At 67.4% G+C, this 25,514-nt stretch carries 27 protein-coding genes; 11 read left to right on the top strand and 16 right to left on the bottom strand.

What is annotated here, in order from left to right; all coding sequences use genetic code 11:
* Position 1 precedes the first annotated feature (1 nt).
* Entirely contained in the window at positions 2-1,798 is a 1,797-nt protein-coding gene (gene glyS, locus P0Y41_RS09265; RefSeq protein ID WP_284061072.1) for a glycine--tRNA ligase, read from the top strand.
* Between the two features lie 7 nt (positions 1,799-1,805).
* Complete coding sequence (locus P0Y41_RS09260) at positions 1,806-2,438, top strand: diacylglycerol/polyprenol kinase family protein (RefSeq protein ID WP_284061071.1); 633 nt, start codon at positions 1,806-1,808, stop codon at positions 2,436-2,438.
* Between the two features lie 38 nt (positions 2,439-2,476).
* Here P0Y41_RS09260 and P0Y41_RS09255 read toward each other — a convergent pair whose 3' ends face one another.
* Entirely contained in the window at positions 2,477-2,656 is a 180-nt protein-coding gene (locus P0Y41_RS09255) for a DUF8107 family protein (RefSeq protein WP_284061070.1), read from the bottom strand.
* A gap of 52 nt (positions 2,657-2,708) precedes the next feature.
* On the opposite strand from P0Y41_RS09255, the gene P0Y41_RS09250 reads away from it, so the two are divergent.
* The 3 genes from P0Y41_RS09250 (at position 2,709) to P0Y41_RS09240 (ending at position 3,896) form a co-directional block, all read left to right on the top strand.
* Positions 2,709-3,032, top strand: coding sequence for a hypothetical protein (locus P0Y41_RS09250; protein WP_284061069.1), 324 nt, complete (start codon positions 2,709-2,711; stop codon positions 3,030-3,032).
* Positions 3,033-3,126: 94 nt separating this feature from the next.
* Complete coding sequence (locus P0Y41_RS09245) at positions 3,127-3,588, top strand: SRPBCC family protein (RefSeq protein ID WP_284061068.1); 462 nt, start codon at positions 3,127-3,129, stop codon at positions 3,586-3,588.
* Positions 3,589-3,674: 86 nt separating this feature from the next.
* On the top strand, positions 3,675-3,896 hold the full coding sequence (locus P0Y41_RS09240) for a hypothetical protein (RefSeq protein ID WP_284061067.1): 222 nt from the start codon (positions 3,675-3,677) through the stop codon (positions 3,894-3,896).
* Positions 3,897-3,899: 3 nt separating this feature from the next.
* On the opposite strand, the gene P0Y41_RS09235 is transcribed toward P0Y41_RS09240, so the two are convergent.
* The gene (locus tag P0Y41_RS09235) at positions 3,900-5,252 is read right to left on the bottom strand and encodes a CobW family GTP-binding protein (protein ID WP_284061066.1); all 1,353 of its coding nucleotides are present in this window, start codon (positions 5,250-5,252) and stop codon (positions 3,900-3,902) included.
* A 130-nt stretch (positions 5,253-5,382) separates the two neighbouring features.
* Between P0Y41_RS09235 and P0Y41_RS09230 the strand changes: the two genes are divergently transcribed.
* The 3 genes from P0Y41_RS09230 (at position 5,383) to P0Y41_RS09220 (ending at position 8,781) form a co-directional block, all read left to right on the top strand.
* Positions 5,383-5,706 carry a DUF7990 family protein gene (locus P0Y41_RS09230; RefSeq protein WP_284061065.1) on the top strand — a complete coding sequence of 108 codons (324 nt, stop codon included), beginning with the start codon at positions 5,383-5,385 and terminating at the stop codon, positions 5,704-5,706.
* A gap of 17 nt (positions 5,707-5,723) precedes the next feature.
* Positions 5,724-6,707: an ArsA family ATPase gene (locus P0Y41_RS09225; protein WP_284063390.1), complete on the top strand. Its 984-nt coding sequence runs from the start codon at positions 5,724-5,726 to the stop codon at positions 6,705-6,707.
* A gap of 235 nt (positions 6,708-6,942) precedes the next feature.
* Positions 6,943-8,781: a carbon starvation CstA family protein gene (locus tag P0Y41_RS09220; protein ID WP_284061064.1), complete on the top strand. Its 1,839-nt coding sequence runs from the start codon at positions 6,943-6,945 to the stop codon at positions 8,779-8,781.
* A gap of 433 nt (positions 8,782-9,214) precedes the next feature.
* Here the strand turns inward: P0Y41_RS09220 and arlJ are convergent, their stop codons facing one another.
* From arlJ to P0Y41_RS09165, 11 genes are all read right to left on the bottom strand, one after another.
* The gene (arlJ, locus tag P0Y41_RS09215) at positions 9,215-10,963 is read right to left on the bottom strand and encodes an archaellar assembly protein ArlJ/FlaJ (RefSeq protein WP_284061063.1); all 1,749 of its coding nucleotides are present in this window, start codon (positions 10,961-10,963) and stop codon (positions 9,215-9,217) included.
* 9 nt (positions 10,964-10,972) lie between these two features.
* Positions 10,973-12,640: an archaellum flagellar ATPase motor FlaI gene (gene flaI, locus P0Y41_RS09210; protein ID WP_284061062.1), complete on the bottom strand. Its 1,668-nt coding sequence runs from the start codon at positions 12,638-12,640 to the stop codon at positions 10,973-10,975.
* Positions 12,641-12,832: 192 nt separating this feature from the next.
* Positions 12,833-13,591 (bottom strand): archaellum protein ArlH, encoded by a 759-nt coding sequence (arlH, locus tag P0Y41_RS09205; protein ID WP_284061061.1) that lies wholly within the window; start codon positions 13,589-13,591, stop codon positions 12,833-12,835.
* A gap of 86 nt (positions 13,592-13,677) precedes the next feature.
* Complete coding sequence (gene arlG / locus P0Y41_RS09200; RefSeq protein WP_284061060.1) at positions 13,678-14,130, bottom strand: archaellum stator protein ArlG; 453 nt, start codon at positions 14,128-14,130, stop codon at positions 13,678-13,680.
* Position 14,131: 1 nt separating this feature from the next.
* Positions 14,132-14,575 carry an archaellum stator protein ArlF gene (arlF, locus tag P0Y41_RS09195; RefSeq protein ID WP_284061059.1) on the bottom strand — a complete coding sequence of 148 codons (444 nt, stop codon included), beginning with the start codon at positions 14,573-14,575 and terminating at the stop codon, positions 14,132-14,134.
* Positions 14,559-16,040 carry a FlaD/FlaE family flagellar protein gene (locus tag P0Y41_RS09190; RefSeq protein WP_284061058.1) on the bottom strand — a complete coding sequence of 494 codons (1,482 nt, stop codon included), beginning with the start codon at positions 16,038-16,040 and terminating at the stop codon, positions 14,559-14,561. Before P0Y41_RS09190 ends, arlF begins: the two co-directional genes overlap by 17 nt.
* A gap of 176 nt (positions 16,041-16,216) precedes the next feature.
* Positions 16,217-16,771, bottom strand: coding sequence for a chemotaxis protein CheD (locus P0Y41_RS09185; protein ID WP_284061057.1), 555 nt, complete (start codon positions 16,769-16,771; stop codon positions 16,217-16,219).
* 7 nt (positions 16,772-16,778) lie between these two features.
* On the bottom strand, positions 16,779-17,978 hold the full coding sequence (locus tag P0Y41_RS09180) for a chemotaxis protein CheC (RefSeq protein WP_284061056.1): 1,200 nt from the start codon (positions 17,976-17,978) through the stop codon (positions 16,779-16,781).
* Between the two features lie 2 nt (positions 17,979-17,980).
* A complete protein-coding gene (gene cheY, locus P0Y41_RS09175; protein WP_284061055.1) occupies positions 17,981-18,343 on the bottom strand; it encodes a chemotaxis protein CheY in 363 nt (120 codons plus the stop codon).
* Positions 18,344-18,459: 116 nt separating this feature from the next.
* Positions 18,460-19,395 carry a DUF7500 family protein gene (locus P0Y41_RS09170; protein WP_284061054.1) on the bottom strand — a complete coding sequence of 312 codons (936 nt, stop codon included), beginning with the start codon at positions 19,393-19,395 and terminating at the stop codon, positions 18,460-18,462.
* 56 nt (positions 19,396-19,451) lie between these two features.
* The gene (locus P0Y41_RS09165) at positions 19,452-20,045 is read right to left on the bottom strand and encodes a flagellin (RefSeq protein WP_284061053.1); all 594 of its coding nucleotides are present in this window, start codon (positions 20,043-20,045) and stop codon (positions 19,452-19,454) included.
* Between the two features lie 215 nt (positions 20,046-20,260).
* Here P0Y41_RS09165 and P0Y41_RS09160 point away from each other — a divergent pair, with 215 nt between their 5' ends.
* The gene (locus tag P0Y41_RS09160; RefSeq protein WP_284061052.1) at positions 20,261-20,602 is read left to right on the top strand and encodes a helix-turn-helix domain-containing protein; all 342 of its coding nucleotides are present in this window, start codon (positions 20,261-20,263) and stop codon (positions 20,600-20,602) included.
* Positions 20,603-20,638: 36 nt separating this feature from the next.
* On the opposite strand, the gene P0Y41_RS09155 is transcribed toward P0Y41_RS09160, so the two are convergent.
* The gene (locus P0Y41_RS09155) at positions 20,639-21,370 is read right to left on the bottom strand and encodes an RAD55 family ATPase (protein ID WP_284061051.1); all 732 of its coding nucleotides are present in this window, start codon (positions 21,368-21,370) and stop codon (positions 20,639-20,641) included.
* Between the two features lie 217 nt (positions 21,371-21,587).
* Here P0Y41_RS09155 and P0Y41_RS09150 point away from each other — a divergent pair, with 217 nt between their 5' ends.
* Positions 21,588-22,166, top strand: a complete 579-nt coding sequence (locus P0Y41_RS09150; RefSeq protein WP_284061050.1) for a HalX domain-containing protein — start codon at positions 21,588-21,590, stop codon at positions 22,164-22,166.
* Positions 22,167-22,174: 8 nt separating this feature from the next.
* Here P0Y41_RS09150 and recJ read toward each other — a convergent pair whose 3' ends face one another.
* Both recJ and engB read right to left on the bottom strand, forming a co-directional pair.
* Complete coding sequence (gene recJ / locus P0Y41_RS09145; protein WP_284061049.1) at positions 22,175-23,635, bottom strand: RecJ family nuclease; 1,461 nt, start codon at positions 23,633-23,635, stop codon at positions 22,175-22,177.
* A 343-nt stretch (positions 23,636-23,978) separates the two neighbouring features.
* Positions 23,979-24,611, bottom strand: coding sequence for a GTP-binding protein EngB (engB, locus tag P0Y41_RS09140; protein WP_284061048.1), 633 nt, complete (start codon positions 24,609-24,611; stop codon positions 23,979-23,981).
* Positions 24,612-24,692: 81 nt separating this feature from the next.
* On the opposite strand from engB, the gene P0Y41_RS09135 reads away from it, so the two are divergent.
* Positions 24,693-25,415 (top strand): 5-formyltetrahydrofolate cyclo-ligase, encoded by a 723-nt coding sequence (locus P0Y41_RS09135; protein WP_284061047.1) that lies wholly within the window; start codon positions 24,693-24,695, stop codon positions 25,413-25,415.
* The last annotated feature ends 99 nt before the right edge of the window (positions 25,416-25,514 follow it).

Raw genomic sequence — 25,514 nt, 5'->3', positions numbered from 1 at the left:
GATGGTCGCACAGGAGGACGTGATCGAGCTGGCGAAGCGCCGGGGCTTCTTCTTCGGCGCGAACGGCGCCTACGGCGGCGTCGCCGGCTTCTACACGTACGGCCCGAACGGCGCGGCCGTGAAGGACAACCTCGAGTCCGCGTGGCGCGACCGCTTCACCGTCCGCCAGGGCAACATGGAGATCGAGGCGCCGACGATCATGCCCGAGGCCGTCTTCGAGGCGTCCGGCCACCTCGACGGCTTCGACGACATGCTCGTCAGTTGCCCCGAGTGCGGCGAGTCCCACCGCGCCGACCACCTGATCGAGGACAACACCGACATCGAGGAGGCCGAGTCGCTTCCGATCTCGGAAGTCGAAGCGCTCATTCGCGAACATGCGCTCTGCTGCCCCTCGTGTGACGCCGAACTCGCGGGCGAGCCCGTCGAAGACTTCAACCTCATGTTCGAGACGAGCATCGGCCCCGGCTCGGGCCAGCCCGGCTACATGCGTCCGGAGACGGCGCAGGGCATCTTCGTGGAGTTCCCGCGGCTCAAGGAGTACGCCCGCAACCGCCTCCCGTTCGGCGTCACCCAGATCGGTCCCGCCTACCGCAACGAGATCAGCCCTCGCAAGGGCATCATCCGCGTGCGCGAGTTCACGCAGGCCGAGCTGGAGACGTTCATCGATCCGGAGGAGGACGAGCCGCCGCTGGACGAGGTCGCGGACGTGGAAGTCACCCTCTATCCGGCCGACGAACAGGAGGACGAGGAGGGCTCGGCGTACACCGCGACCGTCGGCGAGGCGGTCGACGAGGGCGTGATCGGCTCCGAGTGGGTCGGCTACTACCTCGGCGTCGCCCAGGAGTGGTACGAGCGCGTCGGCGTCGACATGGACCGCTTCCGCTTCCGCCAGCACCTCCCCGGCGAGTTGGCCCACTACGCGGCAGACTGCTGGGACGCCGAGTCGGAAGTGAGCGGCGACTGGATCGAGATCACCGGCTTCGCGTACCGCTCGGACTACGACCTGCGCAAGCACGCCGAGCACTCCGGCGAGTCGTTCACCGTGTTCAAGCAGTACGACGAGCCCAAAACCGTCGAGCGCGCGACCGTCGACCCGGACATGGCGACGCTCGGTCCCGAGTTCGGCGGCGACGCCGGCGCGGTCGCCGACGCGCTCCAGACGCTGGCCGAGCGCGACCCCGACGCCTTCGACGCCGACGCGGTGACCGTCGAGGTCGACGGCGAGACCTACACCGTCGACAGCGACGTGGCGGACTTCTCGGTCGAGACGGTGACCGAGAACGGCGAGCACATCACCCCGCACGTCGTCGAGCCGTCGTTCGGCGTCGACCGCATCGTCTACACCGTGATCGAGCACGCCTACCGAACCGACGAGGTCGACGGCGAGGAGCGCACCTACCTCGCCTTGGACCCGGAGATGGCCGCGACCGACGCCGCCGTATTCCCGCTCGTCTCCAACGACGACCGCCTGTTGGAGTTGGCCGACGACGTGACCGGCGACCTCCGCGCGGCAGGCCTCTCGGTCGAGTACGACGACTCCGGCTCGATCGGCCGGCGCTACCGCAGACAAGACGAGGTCGGCACGCCGTTCTGCGTCACGGTCGACCGCGACGGCATCGAGGGCGACGGCCAAGACACCGTCACCGTCCGCGAGCGCGACTCGGCCCGACAGGTCCGCGTCCCGGTGGACGAGGTCGGCGCCGAGATCGCCGCGCTGCTGGATCCGGAGGACGACCGCGCGTTCGACGCGCTGGCGGCGTCGCACGACGAGATCGAGACCGACGTCCAGACGGCCTGAGGCGCCGATGGGGGAGCTGAAGCGGCGGGCTGTCCACGCCTCGGGGACGGGCTTTCCGGCGATCTACCTGCTCGGCCTCGTCACGTGGCGACAGCTGCAGGGACTGCTTCTCCTCGCGACCGCCGGCGTGTTCGTGCTGGAGTTCCTCCGGCTCGTCGTCGACGTGGAGTGGTGGCCGCTGAACCGCGTGTACGACGAACTGACGCGGGAGTACGAGGCCGACAACGTCGCCGGCTACGCGCTGTTCATGGTCGGGGCGACGCTGGCGGCGCTGGCGTTCGCGCCCCCGTACGGCCCCGACGCCGTCGCGGTCGAACCGCCAATTGCGGTGTCGGCGATACTGATGCTCTCCGTCGGCGACCCCATCTCGGGGTATCTCGGCAGCAACGACGCGACGACCGCCAAGGAGGTCGGCGTGCTCGCGGTGATGTTTCTCGTCTGCTTCGCGCTCGCGGCGCCGATCACCGTCATGCACGCGGGAGCGGTCGTCGGCGTCGCCGCCGCGGTCGCTGGCGCGCTCGGGGCGACCATCGCCGACGGGGTGAAGCCGGTGATCCGCGGCTACGTGGTCGACGACAACCTCACGATCCCGCCGGCCGCGGGGGCGGCGATGACGGCGGTGTTCCTGCTGGCGGCCTGAGTCGGTTGCGCGCGGCGGCCCAGTGAGAAGAAGCGCGGCTATCGGAGGACGACCAGATACGTCGCCGCGAAGATGACGATCGCGAGGCCGGCGACGTTCTCCAGCGTCAGGGCGGCGAGATCGAGGTACGACAGCCCCCACACGACGACGGTCGAGAACAGAGTCGAGAGGACGATGTTCATCGCGAGCAGCACGCGCGGGTCGCCGTCGCTTGCCATGCCTCGCCGTGCGGGTACCACCTACTTGGCTCTCGCGGTCGTAGGTGGGGGTATGCGCCTCCGGAACCGCGAGGGCGACCCCGTCGATCCGGTCCCCTTCCTCGTCGTCGCCGGGATGGCGTTCATGATCGTCTTCTCCGCCGGCCCGATCTACCTGATGGCGCTGTTCGGCGTCGATCTGTCGCTCGCGCTGGGCGGCTCCGCCGCCGCGTTCGTTCCGACGGCGGCCCTCGCGTACCACCGGCTCGTTCGGTCGGTTCGACCCGACCTCCGCGAGGAGCTCCCCGCGTCGTGGCGATTCCGCCGGCTGTGGTACGCCGCCGTCGCCTTCGGGCTGCTGCTCGTGCTGTTGACCCTCCCGCTTGTCGACTGGTGAGCGCGGCCGGCGCCGCGGCGGGGGAGCGACGCGGACGAGGGGGGCGAGGCCGGTTCCCCGCGGGCTTTTGTGCGGGGGTCGCCCACCGCTCGGCATGCGCGAAGTCGAGGCCGAACGGTTCGTCGGGGCGCCGCCCGACGCGCTTCGGCGACAGATCTCGCCGGCGGCGCTGGTCGAGTACGAGGGGAGCTTCGTCGTCCGCGGAACCAGACCTGAGCGCGCGGGCGAACAGAGCGAGGCCGCGGAGCGGGCGGGGAGCCACGGGGCCCGCGAGCGCGACGCCACCGTCGTCACCGTCGCCGGCGGCGGCCTGGAGTTCGACCTCCGGGTGACCGAGACCGACGGCGGCTGGCGCTACGAGCAGGTCGGCGAACGGGGCCCGTTCGACGCGATGGAGACGGAGGTGACCGTCGAGGCGGCCAACGAGGGCAGCCGGGTACGGGCAGTCTCCCGCGTCTCGCTCGGACTACCGCTTCCCCTGACCGACCGGATCGCCGGGTGGAAGCGCCGGGGGGAGCTTCGACGGCTGCTCGATAACGTCGCCGACGACCGCTGAGGCGCGCGATCGCTGACACGGCGGTTGTGTGTCGCGACCGCGGATCCGCGCCGCAGTTTATGCGCGGGACAGAGAGGATTACACCCATGGGACTGATCGGCACGCTCACGGAGACGCTGAAGGCCTCGACGGAATCGCCGAACCGCGGGGGCGGCCGCGAGGAGTCGGCGGGCGCGTACTGGTGTCACGACTGCGACGAGCGCCTGCTCGATCTCGACGTGGACGGCGACGGCGCGCCGTCGTGTCCGGCGTGCGGCGACGAGATGGAGTTCGAGCGCTCGCCCGGCTCGACCGGTTGCGCCTGCTGATCCTTACGACAGCGAGACGACCGCCTCGGCGTCCCCGTCGCCCTCTGCGGGCGCGGTCGGGAACCACTCGGCGGGGTCGACGCCGGTTCCGTTCTCCAGTTCCGCGTCCGTGACCCGACAGTCGTCCAGCCGCGCGCGAACCGCCGGCTCGTCGAGGTCGACGCCGATGACGACCAGCTCGGTGTGTCGGTCGCCCCACTCGTCGTCCCAGTCGGCGCCGCCGCGGCGGTTCGCGCGGTACAGCTCCCGGTCGGCCTCGTCCATCGCCGCCACCCATCGCCCGACCGCCTCCACCCGAACCGAGGGGCCGGCCTGGCTGTAGTTCAGCCGCTGATCGCTGCCCGCGACGTGGAGGGTCCCCTTCGAGCGCACGACCGACTCGGGGAGGTCCGAGAGGAGGCCGGAGAGCCGTTCGGGGTGGAACGGTCGACGGGCACGGTACACGAACGACGTGACGCCGTACACCTCGTCCGGGTGCGCGTGGTCGTGGCCGTCGCCGCCATGGGTGTTCCCGCGACCGTCGCTGTCGGTCCGTTCGTGCTCGTCGCCGTCGGCGTGGCCGTGGTCGTGGTCACCCTGCCCGTCGAGGTGGCCTGGATCGCCCTCGCCGCGGTGTTCGTACAGGTCGACGTCGAGGATCCGGTCCAACGGCGCCGCCGAGTGTTCGGTGAGGACGATCTCGGCGCCGGGGCGGAGCGCGCGGACCAACTCCTCGGCCTCGGCGAGGTCGGCGTCGTCGCACAGGTCTGCCTTGTTGAGCAGGACCACGTCCGCGCCTTCCACCTGTTCGACCAGCAGATCCGAGAGCGGTCGGGGCGCGTCGGCGGCAGCGGTGTCCTCGCTGTCGCCGTTCTCGTCGTCGGGCGCCGGCGTTCCCCGTCGCCGGGGCGTTCCCTCGCCCGCGAATGCGTCGAGGAACTGCGGGGTGTCCAGCACCGTGACGACGGCGTCCATCCGGTAGCGCGCGGCGGCCGGACCGTTCGTGAACTGTCGGGCGACCGGGCCGGGTTCGCTGATCCCCGAGGGCTCGACGACGAGGTGGTCGAACTCCTTGCCGTCGGCGAGTTGGACGACCGCGCGTTCGAGGTCGTCGCGCAGTTCACAGCAGATGCAGCCGTTCGACAGTTCCGCGACGCCGACGGCGGGGAGGTCCGCCGAGGACAGGAGGTCGTAATCGACGTTCACCGACCCCACGTCGTTGACCAGGACCGCAATGTCGCGGTCGCCGGCGTTCGAGAGGATGTGGTTCACGAGGGTCGTCTTGCCAGCGCCGAGGCTCCCCGAGAGCACCGTCACGGGGATCGCGTCGTCGCCGCTCGGTCCGGGACCGCCGCCGAGTCCGCGTCCGGGCGTCATCGACGGACGATCCGCGCGTGTGGTACTTGTGCCCGTTGATCGCGGCGCGTCTCCGCCGATCGGAGGCGACGAACAGCGCCGGCGCACGATCGCGATACCCTTAACCACGGGAGCATCACACAACCGGCTGATGAGCGACGCCACGGACGACGGCGAGGGCGCCATCGCGGACCGGATCGACCGGTACCTCGACGCGCTGCGCGAGTGGGCCACCGGCCTGTATCACGGGCTGGTGACCCACCCGGCGTACGAGAAGATCGAGAAGGAGGCCGAGGACCTGGAGGACACGTTCATGCTGGCGTGCTTCCCCGACGCCTTCGGCATCCCCTCCCCCGTCTCCTACTACACCGCCGAGCTGCTCCCGTATCTCGAATCGGAGTTCGAGGCGTGGGAGCGGCGGATGTGGGACCGCGGCTCGATGCTCGAACGCAAAGGACAGCAGTACCACTTCTGATGGCCGAGAACACACGCATGGAGAAGTTCGTGTTCTTCGGCGGCAAGGGCGGCGTCGGCAAGACGACGATGTCGGCGGCGTACGCCGTCAAGTGCGCCGACGCCGGGCTCGACACGCTCGTCGTCTCGACGGACCCGGCCCACTCGACGTCGGACGTGTTCGACCAGCAACTGGGCGACGAGCCGCAGGCGGTCGACGGTCGCGACAGGCTGTGGGCGATGGAGATCGACCCGGACGAGGAGGTCGAACACCACCTGATGGAGACGAAGCGCGCGCTCGGAGACCAGGTGAGCGCGGCGCTTGTCAACGAGATCGACCGCCAGATCGAGATGGCCCACCAGACCCCCGGCGCCTACGAGGCTGCGCTGTTCGACCGGTTCGTCGACGTGATGCGCTCGAGCGAGGCGTACGACCGCGTCGTCTTCGACACCTCGCCCACCGGCGGAACCCTCCGACTGCTCGGCTTGCCGGAGTTCTTGGAAGGGTGGATCGACCGCCTGCTGCGCAAGCGCGAGCAGTCGATCGACCTGTTCGAGAAGGCCGCCATCGGCAACAACGAACCCCGGCGGGTGATGGACGGGGACCCGATCCTCGCGCGCTTGCGCGAGCGCAAGGAGTTCTTCGAGTACGCCGGCGAGACGCTGCGTGAGCACGCCGCGTTCTTCCTCGTCGTCAACCCCGACGAGCTCTCGGTTCGAGAGACGCGTCGCGCGGCCGAGGGGCTGTCGGACCGGGGTCTCTCGGTGCGCGGGTTGGCGGTGAACCGCCTCACGCCCGGACCCGACGACGACGAGAACGGACGCGGGGCGCGCTACCTCCGCGACCGGGTCGCGACCGAACGCGCCCACCTCCGCACGCTACGCGAGGAGTTCGACCAGCCCGTCGTCGCCGAGATCGAAACCCGCGTCGAGGAGGTGAAAGGCGACTTCCTCACCGAGGTTGCCGCCGAGCTCGACATCGACACCGCCGCGCCCGCGACGCCTTCGAGTGAGTCGACGTGAGCCGCTCCGGCAGTCGGGTCGACCGCGCGACGGTCCGGGTGCGCGCGAGGCGCGCACCCACGACCACAAAGTATTCAACGAGATCCCATCAGTAAAATTCAGTGAAAAAAGATAAGAAACGAACATAGAACGACCGTTCAGGCCGATGAACCGGTCGTTTGAGCGTCCGCGGTCCACCGCCGAAGGTTAATGTTTTTATATTCATTCTACACACGACTGTGACGAGGTAACAAGCATGGTGGCAGCAATGTGGCTGGTGATCGGGGTACTCGTACTGTTCAGTGCGGGCTACCTCGGCTACTCACGGTATCTCGCTCAGTTCGTCGAACTGGACGATGACCGCGAGACGCCGGCACACAAATACGAGGACGGACAGGAGTACGTTCCGGCGAAAAAGCCGGTGCTCTTGGGGCATCACTATTCGAGTATCGCTGGCGGCGCGCCCATCGTGGGCCCCATCACCGCGGGTGTGGTGTGGGGCTGGGTGCCCGCGTTGTTGTGGATCGCCATCGGCAACCCGCTGATGGGGTCGGTCCACGACTTCGTCTCGCTGTCGGCGAGTCTCCGACACGAGGGGAAGTCGATCGGGTACATCATCGGGGAGTACGTGGGCGAGCGCGGCAAGAACATGCTGCTGTGGTTCGCGTTCCTGACGATCATCCTGGTCGTCGCGGTGTTCGCGCTCGTCGTGGCGATCGTGTTCAACGCGTACCCCGAGGCAGCGACGGCGAGCCTGATCTACATCGGGCTCGCGGTGCTGTTCGGCGTGTACCTGTACCAACTGAACCTCTCGTTCATCCCGGGGACGATCGCGTTCGTCGCCGCGATGTTCGTTGGCGTGTACGTCGGAACGCTGTTCCCGGTCGCGCTGTTCGAGCCGGCCGCGCGCGCGCCCGCCGAGACGTTCGTGCTGCTCGGAAGCGGCGGCTCGTGGCTCCCCGGCGCGGGGGCCCTCGGCGCCAACACCGCGGCGTGGGTGCCGCTCATCCTCGTGTACGGTGCGCTCGCGAGCGCGCTCCCGGTGTGGGTGCTGCTGCAGCCGCGTGACTACCTCTCGTCGTTCCTCCTGTACTCGGGGGTCGGCGGGGCGCTGCTGGCGATCATCGTCGGCACGCTCGGCGGCGCGCTCGGCATCGGTGCGATCACGCCGAGCCAGCCGCTCACCACGCAACTCGAACCGTTCTACGGGTTCATCGGTCGATCCGGCGCGCCGCTGTTCCCGCTGCTGTTCATCACCATCGCGTGCGGGACCATCTCCGGGTTCCACTCGCTGGTGTCGTCGGGGACGACCTCGAAGCAACTAAACAAGGAGAGCGACGCCCGCGCCATCGGCTACGGCGGGATGCTCGGCGAGGGTCTGCTGGCCACCGTCGCGCTGATCACCGTCGCGCTCGTCGCGCCCGAAGTCGGCGGCGGCATCGGCCTCGCGCTGCCGACGTTCGCGACCGGCGGCGGGATCATCCTGACGAGCTTCGGCATCCCGACGTCCTTCGGCGGCCCGTTCATGGCGCTGGTGCTCGTGAGCTTCCTGCTCACGTCGACCGACACCGCCGTCCGCCTGGGCCGGTACATGATGGAGGAGATCGTCGGCACGCCCGAGTCGTCGGTCGAGTCGTTCGCGGCCGACCGCTACGGCAACGCCGTGGTCCAGGCGCTTCCGGCGTACGTCCTCATCACGAGCGGCTCGTGGTTGACGCTGTGGCAGCTGTTCGGCAGCGCGAACCAGCTGCTCGCGGCGCTGGCGCTGCTCACCGCGACGGTGTGGCTCGCCAACTGGAGCGACTCGAAGCAGCTCATCTCCACGGGCGGCCCGATGGTGGTCATGGTGACGATCACGACTCTGGCCCTGCTGTGGCTCGCGCTCCACGACAACATCTACGCGAAGTTCCTCAACGACGCGTGGATGGCCGATGCGGGAGCGTTCGCGATGCTGTCGGCGGTCGTCCAGATCGTGCTCGCGTTCACCCTGCTGTACCTGGGGCTGTCGCTGGTGAAAATCGGGTACGAGAACATCCAGAATGCCCGCGAAGGCACGGGCGGTGCGGTCGCCACCGACGGCGGTGAGAAGTCCTAACGCGATTCTCGAACTCGTCGGGACCCGTTCCGACGGAGGCCAGGTCGGCGACTGAGCGGTCGACTGCCGGGGCGTCCGGTTCCACTTTTTCGATGCGCTCGCCGGACAGCGATTGCGCCGTCGAATCTCGCCGGTCTACGGGGCGGCGCCGACCGCTCGGACGGCACACGCTCGTCGAGGACTCGGATACAGAACGTCCCGAGCGCCTCGAACCCGAGGCGCCCGGCCGGATCGACGCGTCGAACGCCAGGTCCCTACCCATGGCTTCGCCGCGACCCGACGGCGGTCGACTCCCGTAGCCTCGTGACCGCCGCTGTCTGTACGTCGACTGCAGGGCGGCATAACCGTTTCGTGCGCGGTATCAGCTGGGAGACCCACGGCGACGGATGCCGCAGGTGACACCGGAGTCGGATGGCCGTCGACTCGGGCGAACTCAGATCGTGAGGATCGCGCTGACGAGGTGCTTGGTGAAGATGGCGACGCCCGAGCCGAGCCACGTCATGAGCACGAAGTGGAGGTACGCGTTCGCCTTGTTGCCGCCGTCGATGGTGCGGATCATCACCGACGAGAGGACGGCGTTGAACAGGATGACGAGCAAGAGCAGGAACTCGATGAGCGCGATGTCGTACACCCCTGCGTAGATGATCTTCCCGACGCCGCCGGCGTTGGTGATGTTGAACTGTTGAGACAGGTCCGCGAGAATGCTCACGACCTGCAGACCGATGAAGAACGCGAACGCGGACGCGGAGGTGATCCCGTACAGCAGCCCGATCATCGTCACCGTCGCCTGCCGGCGCTGCTCGCGCAATTGCATGACGGTGTTCATGTTCTGAGAGATGAGCTCCCCGAGCAGCTTCGGCCGACCGCCCATCGACCGCCCCTCGAGGTACATGTCGGAGAACTTCTGGATCAGGTACGACCGGGTGTCGGTCGCGAAGGTGTACCACGCCTGCTCGGAGCTGATCCGGATGTTAAGTCGTCGGTACAGCCGAACGATAGCGGGCGTGAGCGCGCCGAAGTCCTTCTGGTGGAGCGTCGCGAGCACGTCGCCGGTCGTCGACTGCTTGGCGGATTCGGCGGCGCCGAGCGCGCGGATGAACGAGGGGAACTCCCCGTCGCGCTCCTCGATGTTGCGCTCCTCGAACCGGAGCATCACGCCGGTGATAGCCATCGGCGAGATCGGGACGCAGATGTACAGCGCGAGCGGGATGTCTTCGAGGAAAAAGAGGAGCCCTCGCAGTCCCGGCCCGACGTTGAACAGCCCCGCACCGACGAAGACGACGAGTGCGGCCGTCCCGAACACGCCGACCGCGAAACTGGCCCACAGACGGAAGTCGGAGGGGGCGCCCTCCTCGGAGTGGAACCAGACGGGGTCGTGGGGCGACATCGCCCGGATGACGACGTAGAAGCCCAACTGGACCAGCATGAACAGAACGATGACCGCAGAGACGGTGAGCGTGGGGTTGTCGCCGGTGAGGATCGGCAGGACGATAGCGAACACCAGCGCGAACGTCATCGAGAGGATCATCGACATGTACAGATCCTTCATCACCTCCAGATTCGCCAGTGCGCCCTCGTACACCGTGATGTAGTTCTGGATGACCGCGTCCTGCTCGGACAGCAGGAAGTCGTCGAGGGTCTGCCCGGCGCCGATCGTGTAGCCGAGGCGGTCGAAGAAGTCCGAGAACACGTCCGAGGGAACCTCCTTCGCTCGGCGACGCAGCGCGTCGTCGAGCGACTGGTTCCACGTGTCGACGAGGTGAACGACGCGCGCGAGTTCGTCGGCGGCGGCGCCGTACTCCTCCTCGGTCGCGAGGGTCCGAAACACCTCCATCCGGTCGATGTTCGTCGTCGACAGCACGGTCATGTGCGTCATCACCAGGTGGAGCTGGTTCTCGATGGCAACCTGTCGTCCGTTGAGGTACAGTTTCGGGTAGAACACCGCCGCGACGAGTATCAAGATCCCGAGCGCGGGGATCGGCAGCCGGACCGTCAGCGGCAGCGGGAGCAGGAACGCCCCGACGATCGTGAGCAGGAAGAACGCCGCCGAGGGCGCGAGGATGTAGCCGACGTACTTCCGCTTGGACATGTCCAGCGCGTCGTACGACGCGACCAGATCGGCGGCGAGCTCCGCTGCGGAGTCGGGGAAGAAGTCGGACGCGGATGCGCTGTTCGTGCTCATGCGCGGCGCTCAGGTCGTGCGGTGCATGTCGAAGGGGAGCCCGTCGACGCCGTCGCGCTGGAAGGAGGTGATCGCCTCGTTCACCTCGTGGTAGCCGAGGATCCCTTCCTGGATCATCCGCTCGATGAGCTCCGCGCGGAAGCTCAGGTCGTCGTAGATGTCGCGGGTGTCGGCGTACCCCAGCAACGTCGCGATCTGCTCTTCGAGCACGTAGGAGTTGTTGCGCCCGCGGAAGACGATCTCGTCTTCGACGGGGTCCCAGTCGAACACCTGCCGGGTGACGACGCCGTCCATCTCCTTGGAGTACCCCTCGATCTCCTGGACCGAGGTGACCCGGCGAAGGACGTCGTCCCCTTGTTTGACCCGGTTCTGGAACAGCGCCACGTCGGCCACGTCCATGAACGTCTCCGGGACGTTGATCGGCTCGGACGTGAACCGCTGGATCATGGAGACGATATCGGAGGCGTGGAACGTCAGCATCACCGGGTGGCCCGTCTGGGCCGCCTGGAACGCCATGCGTCCCTCGGCTCCGCGGACCTCCCCCACGATGATGTAGTCGGGCCGGGAACGCAGCGCGGCCGCGACGAGGTCGAACATGTCCACGTCGTTGGAGTCGCCGCCGTCGCCCTCGCGGGTGAGCAGCTGCTGCCACGTGCTGTGGGGCGGGACGACCTCGGCGGTGTCCTCCGCGGTGTAGATCTTCGAGTCCCGGGGGATGTAGCTCAAGATGGCGTTGAGCGTCGTCGTCTTCCCGGACGCCGTCTCTCCGACGACGAAGACCGTCTGTTCGTTCTCTAGGCACAGCCAGAGGTACGCCGCGAGTTCGGGACTGAGCGTTCCCCACTTCGTGATCTGGTTGATCGAGAGGGGCGTCTCCTCGCCCTGGCGGATGGTGAGCGAGGAGCCCTTGATCGACACGTCGTCGGAGTAGATGATGTTGATACGCGAGCCGTCGGGCAGCGTCGAGTCGATGATGGGGTTGGAGTCGGACACCGGGTCCCCCATCCGCTCGCCCATGTTGCGCAGCCAGTTGTCGAACTCCGTCGGCGTCCCGAAGTCGACGGTCGTCTCCAACATTCCGAAGACGCCGTGGTCGACGTGGCACTCCTTGGGACCGATGACGTGGATGTCCTCGTTCTCCGGGTCACGCATCACCGGCTCCAGGGGTCCGAAACCGACGATGTCGCGGTTGAGCCGGTAGCGGATGTTGTCGTACGTCTGCTTCGACACTTCGACCCGGCCGAAGTTGCGCACCTTCGAGAGGACGTTGCGCTTGCCCTGTTCTTCGGTGACGGCTGTGACGTCCTCCAGCAGCTCTTCGATGAGGTCGTCGTACCCCGATTCGCCCTCGGGGGCGGGCCTGTGCCCGCTCTGGCGCAGCAGCTTCGACTTCACGGTGTCGAGCACTTGCTCTTCGGCGCCCGACAGCGTCGGCTCGACGGTGTAGTACTTCGTGTCTTGTCCGAAGTCGCCGTACACGTGACAGAATATCGGACCGCCAACCGGGTACAGCACGTTCGGCCGCCTGGTCTCGTGGTCGCCTTCGATCTCGTCGACGAACATCGGGAACTCGCCGGTGATCTGCTTGAACTTCTGCAGGTGCTCGCGCAGATGCGGCCGCTTCATGGCCAACTGCTTCAGCTCGCTCGAGGGATTCGCCTGTCCTTGGTCTGTCATCGGAGACACCTCCGTGCCGGCGACGACCAGCGTCCGTCGTCGGGCGTGACGGCACCGCGCCCCCGGCTCCCGACGAGGGTGGTACTCATTACGACGATACACCCCCGAACGAGGCTTAAACCCTCCCCGCGAGCTATCATCGACGATAACACTCGGCGAGGAAACGACGGCCTGACCGCGCCCGCGGCCCGCTCAGGCGACGCTGCGGGACTCGATGACGATGCCGGTGCCCGAGCGGACCGAAAAGCCGATCGAGTCGCCGACCTGACTGCCCATCCCGGCGAAGCGCTTCACCGCGATGTTCCGGCGCACGTCGGAGCCGACCTCCACCATCTGCAGTTCGAAGAACACGTCGGCGATGGAACGGAACGGACCGATCGCGTCGTCGCCGACCGCGGAGGGGTCGACGGTGAGCACGATCACCTTCCCGCTGGAGATCATGTCGCGGAAGAACGAGATGATCTCGAGGGCGGCCTGTCGCTCGTCGTTGTTGCGGACGAGCGCTTCGAACGTCGGATCGTTGCGGAGGATGGAGTCGAACGTGTCGAGGATGATCACGTCGGAGTTCCACATCGCCTCCGCCTCCATCAGGAGCTTGAGCAGTTCCTTGCGGTCGGCGTCGCTGTCGGAGAAGTTACCGCCGGAGTCGAAGTCCGCCGCCAGGAAGAGCAATTCCTCGTTGAGCAGCGGCTTCGTCACGTCGTAGCGAAGCGAGTACATCTGGTCGATGAACCCCGAGACCGTCAGCTCCGTCGACAGCATCGTGACGGACGCGCCCTCGTCGACGAGGCCGTACGCGAACCGTTGCGACAGCGCGGACTTCCCGGCGCCGTAGTCGCCCTCCATGAGGACGATGGAGCCACGGGGGATCCCGCCGCCGAGCTCTTTGTTCAGTTGGTCCCGCTCGGGCAAGCCGATCGATAACAGCGTGTTCTGTTGTGCTCGTGACATCGTAGTGGGTGGATGGTCGGTGGGTCAGTGGGTCGATGAGTCGATATCTGTAGGTCGGTGAGTCGGTGAATCAGCTGGTGGGACGGTCAGGTTCTGAAGCGGAACACTTCCTCGTCGCCGCTGACGACCAGCTTCAGCCGGTGGTCGCCGGTGGGGAGATCAGGCGCCGAGAGCTCGAGGCGAACCACGTCGCCTCGGTGCCAAGTGTCGCCCCCGCCGACGACGGAGACGTTCACGGCGGTCTTGTACTCGCCGTCGAGGAGGACGTCGAACGTCCCCGGCTCCGCCGGGAGATCCGATGCACCCGTGTTACGGACGTGGACGGTGACGTTCTCGTTGCCCGAGCGGTTGTACACCTGCGCACCGGCGTCGGAGACGATCTCCGCGTCGGCGCGGATCTCGCCGGCCACGTCCAGCGACTTCGCCGAGATAGCGTCGCTGACGCGGTCGACCTCGCTCGTGAGGGTGCCGGCGACCGACGCCGCGATGACGATGGCCGCGATGAACAAGATGAGTTCGGCGGCGCTCCCACCCGCCATCTCAGTTCACCTCGACCCCGGTCGCGTCGCGGACGCCGTGGTCGACGACGACCTGCGTGCGGTTCGGCGCGCTCCCGAGGTCGACCTCGAAGCGCGCGGTCTCGCCGGGCAGCCACACGTCGGTGTCGGCGTCGCCCGCGACGGTGACCGTCGTGTCCGCGGACGCGGGGATCTCGTTGTCGACGAGCAGCGTCGCGTCGCTCACGTCTACGGTCGTGGTCCCGTCGTTAGTGGCGTTCACGACGAGCGTCTCGGTGGTCGTGTCGTACGTCGCGTTCGTCACATCGACGCCGGTGTTCGCCTGTTCGAGCGCACGGTCTGTGGCGTCGTGGCGCGCGTCGGTGACCTGCTCGAACCCGTTGGCCGCGGCGGGATAGACGATGCCGATCGCGAGGAACACGCCGAGGAAGACGACGCCGGCGGAGGCGCTAACGCTGAGGCCCATGCATGCCCCCAGAGAGCTGCGGCCACCGGTCGATGACGACCGACTCGGCCGTGGCGTCGGTCAGCTGCATGATGTACTTGAGGCTACGGGTGTGGTGGTCTAGATCGAGGTGGTCGGTTCCGGGGCGGTCCATGAGGTTCCGATCGATGTCGCCGAACCCCGAGAGGAATCCCTTGAGTTGGTCTGCGACCTCCTCGTCGATCCACTCGACGCGTTCGTAGTAGTTGACCGCGCGCACCGCGTCGGTCGTAGTGGACTCCTCGACGAGGAACTCCAGCCACTCCATCACCATCAGGTCGCCCACGTAATCCCCGGGCAGACTCGTGAGGTACGGCTTCGCCGGCTCGTCGGAGAGATCGTCGTCCTCGACGAACTCGAAGCCGCCGTTCTTGTCGACTCCCTCCCCGCGTCGGCTCGGATCTGTGGGTCCGGCCGTCGACTCAGGCGTCGGGTCCGGGTCGGGGTCCGGCTCCGTCTCACCGCTCATTCCGAGGTCCCCGGCCTCGTCGTGGCCGTTGGACTCCGGCTCGGCGTCGAGCGCGTCGAGCGGATCGGCCCCGTCGGCCGAGGCCTCGTCTCCGTCCTCGCCCTCGTCCCAGTCGGCGTCGCCCGACTCGTACTCGTCTTTCAGTTCGCTGAAACTCTTTCCGCCGCCGTTGTCGGTCCCCATGGTATCTGAATCGGTGTCATCCGCGTCGTCGTCCCCGAAGCCGTCGAGGTCGTCGTCGAAGCTGTCCTCCTCGTCCATCTCGTCGAGGTCGTCGTCGAACCCGTCCTCATCGAGTTCGTCGTCTTCCTCCAGGTCGTCAAGGTCGTCCATCCCGTCGTCGGCGAGGTCCTCATCGAAGAACCCCTCCGCGTCGGCGCTCGCGAGGTCCTCGTCGAGGTCTTCCTCGTCCTCCTCCTCGCCGCCGGCTTCGTCGAACAGCCCGAACCCGCCCTCGCCGCCGAAGTCGCCGCCGCCGCCGCCCTGCACGTCGTCGACGAAGGGGTTGATCCCCCGCGTCACCATCTCGTAGATGTCGAGCAGGCTGCGGACGTCCTCCCCCATGTCCTCGACTTTCCCGGAGATCTCCTCATTCTCCGAGCGGACCGTGTTGACGGTCGAAGACAGGCTCGCGACTTCGTTTTCCAAGTCGTCGACGCGTTTCTCGAGCTCGGCGACGCCGTCGTCTCCGCCGCCGTCCTCGCCCCCGAAGGGGTCGTCGTCGTCCCAGTCGTCCATGCCGCCGAGGTCACCGAGGTCGTCGTCGCCGTCGCCGCCGCCGTCGGCGCCGCCGAAGGCGCCGTCGTCGCCGCCGAGCAGATCGTCGCCACCGTCGTCGACGTCCCCGGGCCCGTCGTCGCCGTCGCGGAAGCGATCGAGCAGGCTGGCTCCCAAGAGGCCGAACGAGACGAGGAGTGTCGCGTCCGCCCCCGGGATCCCGCCGACTCCTGCTCCCGGTAGCGCGGTGAGGAGACCCATTACACCTGAACACCCCCGAGCAAAACTTAAACCCATCCCGCGGATTATCGTGCCCGATAACGGTTCATGCGGCTGATTTTTCGTCTCGTTAGGGATACAGAGTCCGAAGAGTGTGACAACGAGACGGAGCGGACCCCGCCCGAACCGGACGCGCGGTGACCGTCACGGTCGCACAGTCACAGTACGACCGTCTCGCCGCCCGCATACGAGACGGTGAGCGCGCCCGAGTCCGTGTGGAACCGGAGCGAACGGCCGCGGTCACCGCCGGTGTCGGCCGCGTCGACGGGGATGCCGCGTTCGCGCAGAGCGCTCTCCGCGGCGGCGACGTTTCGGTCGCCGACCGAGCCGTCGTCGGCGACGGTGTCGAACGCGATCATCTCCGCGGCGCCGGCGATCTTGGCTCGGAGCGCCGCGGGGTCGGCGGCGGCGTCGACCATCGCGTCGATCGTCGCGTCGATGCCGTCGACGACGAACTTCTCGGGGTCGCCCGGGCGGCCCTCGGCGACGGGGAGCATCGCGTGCAGCAGCCCCCCGACGCCCGCGTTCGAGTCGTACAGCGCGACGCCGAGACACGACCCGAGGCCGCTGGTGACGAGTACCGCACCGTCGTCGGCGACCGCCGCGTCCGAGAGTCCGACCTTCAGTCGCGGAGCGGACTGCTCCGAGTTCGACTGCGCTGACGCCTGCGGTGCGGACGGCGGACTCGCGTTCGGCGAGTCGATCGGGCTCACGACGGTCTCACCGAGGGAGACCGCCGTCGGTCGCCGCCGGTTCGATGCGATCCAGCGCCGCCGCCAGCTCTCGCTGGTCGGGGAGCGCGTAGATGTCGCACCGCACGTTGCCGTCGGGCGTGCGGACCGTCGAGTCGATGATGAACGCGTGGTCCTGTGTCTTGCCGAGTCGGGTCACGAGGGGGCTCATCACCGCCGAGCCCATGTCGTGGACGAACTGCGGCGGGGTGTGTTCGATGCTCGTGCCGAGCACGTTCGCCCAGCCGTCGATGAACCCCGAGGTCATGATGTTGCCCAGCTCTCGCAGCGCGCCTTTCTCCATGTCGCCGATCCCCGGCTCGGTCTCGGTGGGAATCATGCCGCCGGCGACCTCCTCAGCCGACGCCTCGTCGAAGAGGATCGCGAGGTAGCCGCTCGGGTCGCCGTGGAGCTCGAACACCGTTCCCGCGACGGTCTCTTTGCCCAACTCGGCGGGTACGTCCTGTACCGGAACGAACCGAAGCCGCGAGACGTCGACGTCCGTCTCCGTGCCCGTCATCATGGTGATGTTGTCGGCGGCGGAGCTGGCGCCCCGCTCGGTCATCCGGTTGAACGTCGGCAGCTTGTTCACCGGAACGGCGTCGCCCGCCTCGCCGACGGGGCCGTCGTGGCCGAGCATATCGGTGAACCCGGCGTACTCGGGCAGCATGTAGATCGCGAACTCGAGGTCCTCGTCCATCGAAGAGACCTGCGACTCGAACATGAACACGCCCTGTCTGTCGTCGTCGAACGCGCCGTCGGGGAGGATGTCGGTCCCAGAGGCGCGGACGTACGCGGGCGGCGTCATGTCGATGGCGACGCCGAGGTGGTCCGCCCAGCCGTCGATGAACCCCGAGGTCATGATGTTGCCCGCCTCGGTGACGCCGCTGCGAACGAACTCGCCGTCGCCGGCGCCGGGCATCAGCCGCTCGACGAGGCTCTCTGCGGCGTCCAACTCGAACGCCATCACGGTCTGGCCGCTGATCCCGCCCTGCAGTCCGATCTCGACCCCCACGAACTCCCGGCCCGCGAACGATTCCCGCAGGTCACCGGCGGCCATCAGCGTCACGTCGGTCACGTCGACGTAGACGTTCGCGCCGGCGAGCTGTCCGAGTGCGTCCGCCGCCCGGTCGGCGCCCTGGCTCGCGAGATCGGAAAACTCCCCCAGCGACTGGATGTCGACGTACATCCCTACGCGGGGACGGCGTCGTTGATGGCTTCGAGCACGTTCGGCTTCTGGAACGGTTTCGTGATGTACCCCTCCGCGCCCGCCTTGATCGCGGCTTTCATCTTCTCCTCCTGCCCGACGCTCGTACACATGATGACGCTCGCGTCGGGATGTTCGTCGGTGATCTCGGTGGTCGCCTCGATCCCGTTGCGGATCGGCATGACGATGTCCATCATCACAATGTCGGGGGCGTGCTCGCCGTAGAGGTCGACCGCCTCCACGCCGTTTTCGGCCTCTCCGACGATCTCGAACTCCCCCTCGAGGATCTCCCGCAGGAGGTTCCGCATGAACTCCGAGTCGTCCGCGATCAGAACGCTGGTCGGCATATAGCCGATATCCTCCCGGCGGCGATGATAAACGCACCCCCGCGACTATCAGCTGTGAAAACCGAGCGCCTGAGCGCGGGCCCCGCGGTGCCGGCGGTTCCGATCCGTCGCAGCGCTCACTCCAACCTGAGCCCGCCCGCCTCCTCGAGCGCTGCCAACACGTCCTCGACGGAGTCGTCGCGAGAGACGCCAAGTTCGGCGAGGGCCGATCGGACGGCGTTCGGCGGGAGTCGCGGGCTGGTGTCCATCCCGGCAAGGAGGATGCCGATGGCGTCCTCTGTCGGCGTGTCGCCGCCGGCGGCGTCTGCAAACCAGGTGACGAGCGTCTCGAACGTCTCGCCCACGTCGTCGGACGCCATTCGGTGGCGCGCCGTGCGGCCGTCGAGCAGCAGCGTCGCGTCGAAGCCGTACGCGAACTCGGTGTCCGCGAGCGAGGCGGCGAGCCACTCGCCGACCGCGCCGGCGTCGAGATCCGACGGCGACGCGGTCGACTCGCCACGCGGGGCGCCCCGTCGGGCGTGCGAGGCGGGTCGTTCGGACGCGGTCGCTCCGCCGTCGGCGCCAGACTCGTCGCCGCCCGTCGACCCACCCGGAAGCCTGTCGTCGGTGCCCGCGGCGGGCGGCTGCGATGGTCGGGACGGATCGTCGATATCGTCGCTGGGATCGCCTGCGGTCGCGGTCGTCCGATCCGTCGACGAGGTCTGCGAGGTTGACGGCGCCGGCGACGACGACGCGTCCGTCTCCGGACCGGCGGCTCCGGGAGCGTCCGTCGGTGAGAGCCCCTCTCGGACCGACTCGGCGGTCGAGGCGACGTCGAGATCCCCCGGCGCGTCCGTGTCGGCGTCCGTCGCCGCGGCCTCGGACGTGCCCTCCCCCGGGTGTTCCGTCTCCGCGCCGTCGGATCGGTTCGCCGCCGCCGGCTGCTGCGGCTGACGACGGCCGGGCGAGACGACGTACCGGTCGTCGCCCAACTCGCGGACGTACTCGCTTTTCGAGATATCGAGGTCGTCCGGATCGACGCCGGGGTTCCCGCGCGGCGCGTCGTCGCTCATGACTCGCTGTTCAGTGGCGTATGATAAAAAGTGTAGTCGCGTTCGTTGCGGCCGGATTACAGCTCGACGCCGCCTTGCCCGTCGAGCGATTCAGGAACGGTGAATCGAATCGTCGTCGTCGCACCGGCCATCGTGTTGATCTTGATCGTCACCTCGTCGCCCTCATTGAGCTTGTCCGGCTTCCCGTCGCCGTTGTCCAGCCTGAATTCGATGTTGAAACGGTCGTCCGGATCGTTCAGCACCGTAGGGGATCCACCCGCGTTCTTCACGAAGGACGTGTAGAACTTGCTGTCGACATCGGTCGACGCATTCTCGTGGTTCAGGATAAACGTCCCCTCAGGACCGACCCAGGTGATGGTCACGTTCTCGAGATCGATCTCGCCAGAACCCGGTGCCTGTGTGACGGTCACGTTCACTTTATCCACCGTTCCGTCAGTGACGTTCCCGGTGGTGACAACTTCTTGGAGCCGATCGCTGACCTGCTTGGTCGACTGTTGTCCGGTCTCCTGTGATTTGCTCTGGAGGAAGCCGGCGGTGTTGATCAGGACACCCGCGGCGATCGCCGCCACGAGTACCATCGCGATGAACACGATGAGCGTCCCGATGCCCACCTGCCCGCGCTCTTCCTCCTCAGTGATGAATTCGAACATTGTATGATTCTCTTGGTCCCGATCCCTGCCGTAGGCCGGGCACTGGCGGCGACGACTCGGGATCGATTTTTAAACCTACGCTGCCGCCTATCAGAAAAGATATCTGAACGGCGAATATCGGTACAGATACCGGTAGGTCAACAGTACCAAATTCAGGCGAGGGAGCTGGAATGAAGGCGGTACGCTTATCACACGCACAATCAGTATTGAGAGTTATGCCTGCAGACGATGAGGAGATCATCGAGGTGCTGGGGACGAAATACAACCCCGAGATTCTCGATGCGGCGGGTGAGGCGAAGTCTGCACAGGAACTGTCGGACCAGCTCGACGTACCGATCGCCACCTGTTACCGGCGGATCAACGAGCTTGAGGACACCGAACTGTTGGAGCTCCACGATCGTCCGCTCTCCGACGAGCACCGTCGCATCAAGGTGTACCGTCGGTGTGTCGACGGTGTGAACGTGACGTTCCAAGACGGGTTAACCGTCGAGTTGGAAGAGCGGTCGGAGGTGAAGAACAAGCTCGACGACGTGTGGCGGACGATGACCGACGGGTGAGGCTGAGGTCCCCGGTCCCGGCAGGAGCGTGAGGCGTCAGAACCCGTCGTCCGGGCCGTCCCGGCCCATCATCGAGAACCCGCCAGCGCGCTCGTACACCTTGATCCCGCCCTCGTCGATCTCCATCGGGAAGATGTCTGTGTCGATGTCCTGCTTGCGCATCTTGGCCACCCAGACGTAGCGGTTGACACCGGAGTCGGTCGGCGTCTGAATGAAGTAGATGTTCCCATCGGTAAGGAAGTTCTCCAGGCCGATCTCCGTCTCCGGGAACACCGCGCCCTGCTCGTTGATGAGCAGCGACGTGAGCCCGTTCTGTTTGAGGATGTCCGAGAACTTCAGGAGGTACGTTCGCTTTTCCTTCTCGTTCTCGAAGAACAGCGAGAACATCGTCAGCGAGTCGAGTACCAGCCGGTCGTAGGAGGCGTTCGCGAAGTCCTCCAACAGCGTGTCGAGCGCCGACGAGAAGTCGCCCTCGCGGAGCATGTGCTGTTTGTCGTACACCTTGATCGACCCCTCGTCGACGAGATCGCCCCATCGGTCGAAGCCGATCGACTCGGCCGCCTGACGGATATCCTCCTCATTTTCCTCGAAGGAGATGTAGATCCCGTGTTCGTCGTGGTCAGTGACCCCGTCATAGAGGTATTGGATCCCGAAGAGGGACTTCCCCGTCCCGGGGTTTCCGCTCACGAGCACCGTCGCGTTCTCGACGAGACCGCCGTTGAGGACAGAGTCGAGTCCGTCGACCCCGGTTGGAACAGTGGCTACCATATTGGTATCCGCCGTCCTCACAAATGAAAACGGTTCCGCCGTGCTCCGGCAGATCGACGGCGGTCGGACCTCGATCGAGCAGAAGTATTGAAAACCTCATATTAGCTGATCAACAGCTTTCTACGGCCGAATTTGCGTGCGATAGCTTTAAGCACAAACACATCGGGTAAACGAACATGACTGACGGCGGGGTCGAGCACGTCGGGGGTCGGTCGCGGTGACACGGCGCGTGCTCATCGTCGAAGACGAACCCGAAGTAGCCGACCTGTACCGCGGGTATCTCTCGGGGACCTACGACGTCACAGTCGCCAACACGGGCGCAGAGGCGCTCGAGGCCGTCGACGACACGACCGACGCGGTCCTCCTCGACCGGCGGCTTCCGGACACCTCCGGGGCCGACGTGCTCGCGGCGATCCGCGAGCGCGGTCTCGACTGCCGGGTTGCGATGGTGACCGCGGTGGAGCCAGACGTCGACATCGTCAAGATGGGGTTCGACCTGTACCTCGTGAAGCCCGCCACCCGCGACGATATCCAGTCGGCGGTCGAGCGGCTGGGAACGCGCGCACAGTACGACGACACCCTCCAGCGGACGGCATCGCTCGTGACGAAGCGAGCGGTGCTGGAGGCCGAGCGAACCCCCGCCGAACTTCGATCCTCTCCGGAGTACGAGGACCTCCTCGACCGCATCGAGTCGCTGCAGTCGGAGATGGAAGACCTCACGTCCGCGTTCTCGCCGAACGACTATCGGATGTTGTTCCGCGACATCGGCACGTCGTCCACGTCCGAGTCGGCCTGAGCGGCGGTCTATTCGTCGGCCAACTGCTCGCCGACTAACTCGTCGACCGCCTCGAGGAACGCCTCGCGCTCGTCGGCGGGGATCGTCGCGCCGGCAGCCACGTCGTGTCCGCCGCCGTCGCCACCGACCGCCCGGCTCGCCTCGCGCAGCACCGCCGAGAGGTCGAGCCCCTCGCGGACGAGGAATCCGCTCCCTCTGGCCGAGACTTTCGTCTCCCCCGCTCCCTTGTCCGCAAAGGCGACGATCGGCTTGCGGGCGGAGACGCCGTTCGCGCCGACGGCCATTCCCGCGACGATGCCGACGATGGTCTCGCGGATCCTAGTGCCGGCGTCGAACCACTGGACGTGTTCCTCGCGTTCGACCCCCTCGTTCGTGATCCATTGGAGCCCCTCGGAGAGGTTCCGACGGTGGTTCCGCAGGAGGGTGCGGGCGCGGTCGAGCGCGGCGCCGCGGTCCCCGAGACAGACCGCGAGCCCCACGTCGGCGCGCTCGTAACGCGCGGTCGCGTTCAGCAGTGTCGAGAATTCGCTCACGTCTCGCAACTCGGTGCCGGGTTCCTCGTCGGCGAGCACGTAGGTGGTGTCCACGAGCGCGTCGACGCGCTCGCTGGGGACGCCCGAGGAGACGGCCCGACGGATGAGCGCGCTCGCGACCGTTCGGCGCTCGTCGCCGTCGAGGTCGACCCACCGACGCCACTCGCCGTCGGCGTCTTTCATCGGAACGTCCAGGTCCGTGAGGAACTCGATCGCGCCGGCCTGGTCGTTCGAGATGCCCGGGATCCGCGCCTCGCTGGCGTACTCCAGCAGCTTCGGGAGCGGACGGGTCTGGCGTCCGTATAGGGCTAGATCCGTCACTTCCGCCAGCGCCCCGGCGGCGACCGCGTCGGCGACGAGCGCCTCGTTGGCGCCCGAGAGCCCGCCCTCGTTGTCCTGCATGTCGCCGACGGCGCCGACGACCGCCAGCGCCGCGAGATCGCGGTTGTCGGTCTCGGTCGCGTCGCCCAGTGCGCGCGCGAGCAGGTACGCTGCCCCCGCTCCCGATAACTCGCTCGCGCCGTCGAGTCCTTCGAGGAGCGGATTGAGGTGGAACTCAGTTTCCGCCTCGGCCGGCTGGTGGTGGTCGGCGATCACCGGGACGAACTCGCCCGCTTCCTCGCGCGGGGCGATCACGTCGAGTTGACCGCTCCCGAAGTCGGTGAAACAGACCACGTCGTAGTCCGTGGCGGCGATGCTCGCGACCGCGTCGGCGTCGAGTTGCTTGAAGAACGCCGTCTCGAAGTCGAATCCCGCCCGCTCGAACGCCGCCGTCGCGACCGCGGCGCTGGTGAGACCGTCGGCGTCGATGTGCGAGCACAAGAGGAACTCGCCGGCCTCACACAGCCGGGCGGCGCACGCCTCGGCGCGCTCGCGGAGCTCCGGGACCGGGAACGCCGCGCCGTCGTGGTCGGTGGTCGCGTCCGCGCTCGCCATTACTGTGCGAGGGTGGGGCGTTCTGCGGCATAAACGCTCGTACTCGATCGGCGTCGACGGGCGGGGATCGTCGGCGGAGCGCGCACGTCAACGGGGCTCCGTGCCCGTCGACCGCGCGAGAGACGAGCGAGGCGACCGAGGTGGAGCGAGCGAACCGGCTGGGGAGGACGAGGCGCCGCGCTGTGCGGCTGGGACTGAACGGGGTCGTCGCTGTCGGCGGGCGGGGGGCACGGCGATCCGCAGCCGCCGACAGCGACGGGGTCCGTCGGGCGCGACGAGGGCAACCCGGGACGAACGACCAGGACAGTCGGATCCACGAGACCACCTGGGTCGACCGGTCGAGCTATTTCACGAACTGCAGCAGGTCGTCGCGTTTCGCCTCCCGAAAGTGCCCGCGCAACGCCTCGTTCAGCGGCTCGATCGACCCGTTCTTCGCCGTGATCGGCGCGATCGTCCCGCCCTCGCCCGACCACTGCTGCCACGGCGGATACAACCCCAGTCGGTCGCACAGCTCGTTCAGGCGCTCGTCACGGTCGTCAACTTTGTCCATCTTGTTCACCGCGACGACCGGGGCCACGTCCACGTCTTGAAGAAACTGGAACAGCTCCACGTCGTGGGGGATCTCGCCGGCGTCGCTGTGGCGGTCGATGATGTCGATGACGGACTTGCCGTCGACGACGAGCACGCCCGCGATGATCGAGTCGGCGTGCTCCTCGACGTAGCGAACCACGTCGGTCTTGATCGCCTCGCGCGCGTCCTCCTCGACGCCGGACATGAATCCGAAGCCCGGGAGGTCGGTGAACATGAACGACTGGCCGGTCCAGTCGAAGTGGTTCGGCTTTCGGGTGACGCCGGGCTTCTTGCCGGTCGCCACGTTGTGCCCGGTCAACTCGCGCATCAGCGTCGACTTGCCGACATTCGATCGCCCGACGAGGACGACTTCTGCGTCCCGGTCGGGTCGTCCCTCGAAAGTCATGCCCGGTGATGGGCCGCGGCGGCGCATAAGCGACGCGGGTCGAGCGACGCGCCAAAGTTGACGGGCACCGACACCTGAAGCGTGGACAAACAGCTCCTCCGCGATCGGATCTGGGACGCGCTGGAGGCGTCGGGCGAGGCCCGATTCCCGTTCCCGCCCCACGGCCGGATCCCGAACTTCGCGGGCGCGGACGCCGCCTGCGAACGACTGACCGATACCCCGGAGTGGGAGGCGGCCGAGGCGATCAAGGCGAACCCCGACGCCCCGCAGCTCCCGGTCCGACGCGCCGCGTTGCGCGCCGGGAAGACGGTGTACATGGCCGTTCCGCGGCTCCGAGCGGAGCAGCCGTTCCTCCGGCTCGCGCCCGACGAGGTGTCCGATATCGACGAGGCGACCACGGTGTCTGGCTCCTCAGACCACGGCGTTCCGGTCGGCCCCGACGAGGTGCCACACGTCGACCTGATCGTCTCCGGCAGCGTCGCGGTCACCGAATCAGGCAGCCGCGTGGGGAAGGGAGAAGGGTTTGCGGATCTGGAGTTCGCGGTGCTGTCGGAGTTGGGCGCGGTCGACGAGGAGACAACCGTCGCGACGACGGTCCACCCGATGCAGGTCGTCGACCGCGCGGTCGAGTTGGCCGCCCACGACGTGCCGCTGGACCTGATCTGTACCCCCAAACGGACGATCCGGACCGCGGAGACACGTGGCGGGGGCGCGCCGGCGCGCCCGGACGGCGTCCACTGGGACGTGCTGGCAGACGAGAAACTGGAGTCGATTCCCGTGTTGCGGCGTCTGCGACCGAAATGAGCGACGGACGGCGAGACGACAGAGGACAACGGATGGACTCGCCGCTCTATCACCCCGCCGGATCGCCGGCCCGTCGGGTATAACTGTCCGCTCCGTGAG

Source organism: Halobaculum halobium (genome assembly GCF_030127145.1).
GTDB lineage: Archaea > Halobacteriota > Halobacteria > Halobacteriales > Haloferacaceae > Halobaculum > Halobaculum halobium.
The sequence above is the reverse complement of the archived record's forward strand: the minus strand, read 5'-3'. Positions and strand labels throughout refer to the sequence as shown.

Coding starts and splice junctions, on each gene's coding strand:
- glyS (WP_284061072.1), top strand. CDS start 2: ATGGTCGCACAGGAGGACGTGATCGAGCTGGCGAAGCGCCGGGGCTTC.
- P0Y41_RS09260 (WP_284061071.1), top strand. CDS start 1,806: ATGGGGGAGCTGAAGCGGCGGGCTGTCCACGCCTCGGGGACGGGCTTT.
- P0Y41_RS09255 (WP_284061070.1), bottom strand. CDS start 2,656: ATGGCAAGCGACGGCGACCCGCGCGTGCTGCTCGCGATGAACATCGTC.
- P0Y41_RS09250 (WP_284061069.1), top strand. CDS start 2,709: ATGCGCCTCCGGAACCGCGAGGGCGACCCCGTCGATCCGGTCCCCTTC.
- P0Y41_RS09245 (WP_284061068.1), top strand. CDS start 3,127: ATGCGCGAAGTCGAGGCCGAACGGTTCGTCGGGGCGCCGCCCGACGCG.
- P0Y41_RS09240 (WP_284061067.1), top strand. CDS start 3,675: ATGGGACTGATCGGCACGCTCACGGAGACGCTGAAGGCCTCGACGGAA.
- P0Y41_RS09235 (WP_284061066.1), bottom strand. CDS start 5,252: ATGACGCCCGGACGCGGACTCGGCGGCGGTCCCGGACCGAGCGGCGAC.
- P0Y41_RS09230 (WP_284061065.1), top strand. CDS start 5,383: ATGAGCGACGCCACGGACGACGGCGAGGGCGCCATCGCGGACCGGATC.
- P0Y41_RS09225 (WP_284063390.1), top strand. CDS start 5,724: ATGGAGAAGTTCGTGTTCTTCGGCGGCAAGGGCGGCGTCGGCAAGACG.
- P0Y41_RS09220 (WP_284061064.1), top strand. CDS start 6,943: ATGGTGGCAGCAATGTGGCTGGTGATCGGGGTACTCGTACTGTTCAGT.
- arlJ (WP_284061063.1), bottom strand. CDS start 10,963: ATGAGCACGAACAGCGCATCCGCGTCCGACTTCTTCCCCGACTCCGCA.
- flaI (WP_284061062.1), bottom strand. CDS start 12,640: ATGACAGACCAAGGACAGGCGAATCCCTCGAGCGAGCTGAAGCAGTTG.
- arlH (WP_284061061.1), bottom strand. CDS start 13,591: ATGTCACGAGCACAACAGAACACGCTGTTATCGATCGGCTTGCCCGAG.
- arlG (WP_284061060.1), bottom strand. CDS start 14,130: ATGGCGGGTGGGAGCGCCGCCGAACTCATCTTGTTCATCGCGGCCATC.
- arlF (WP_284061059.1), bottom strand. CDS start 14,575: ATGGGCCTCAGCGTTAGCGCCTCCGCCGGCGTCGTCTTCCTCGGCGTG.
- P0Y41_RS09190 (WP_284061058.1), bottom strand. CDS start 16,040: ATGGGTCTCCTCACCGCGCTACCGGGAGCAGGAGTCGGCGGGATCCCG.
- P0Y41_RS09180 (WP_284061056.1), bottom strand. CDS start 17,978: ATGTACGTCGACATCCAGTCGCTGGGGGAGTTTTCCGATCTCGCGAGC.
- cheY (WP_284061055.1), bottom strand. CDS start 18,343: ATGCCGACCAGCGTTCTGATCGCGGACGACTCGGAGTTCATGCGGAAC.
- P0Y41_RS09170 (WP_284061054.1), bottom strand. CDS start 19,395: ATGAGCGACGACGCGCCGCGCGGGAACCCCGGCGTCGATCCGGACGAC.
- P0Y41_RS09165 (WP_284061053.1), bottom strand. CDS start 20,045: ATGTTCGAATTCATCACTGAGGAGGAAGAGCGCGGGCAGGTGGGCATC.
- P0Y41_RS09160 (WP_284061052.1), top strand. CDS start 20,261: ATGCCTGCAGACGATGAGGAGATCATCGAGGTGCTGGGGACGAAATAC.
- P0Y41_RS09155 (WP_284061051.1), bottom strand. CDS start 21,370: ATGGTAGCCACTGTTCCAACCGGGGTCGACGGACTCGACTCTGTCCTC.
- recJ (WP_284061049.1), bottom strand. CDS start 23,635: ATGGCGAGCGCGGACGCGACCACCGACCACGACGGCGCGGCGTTCCCG.
- engB (WP_284061048.1), bottom strand. CDS start 24,611: ATGACTTTCGAGGGACGACCCGACCGGGACGCAGAAGTCGTCCTCGTC.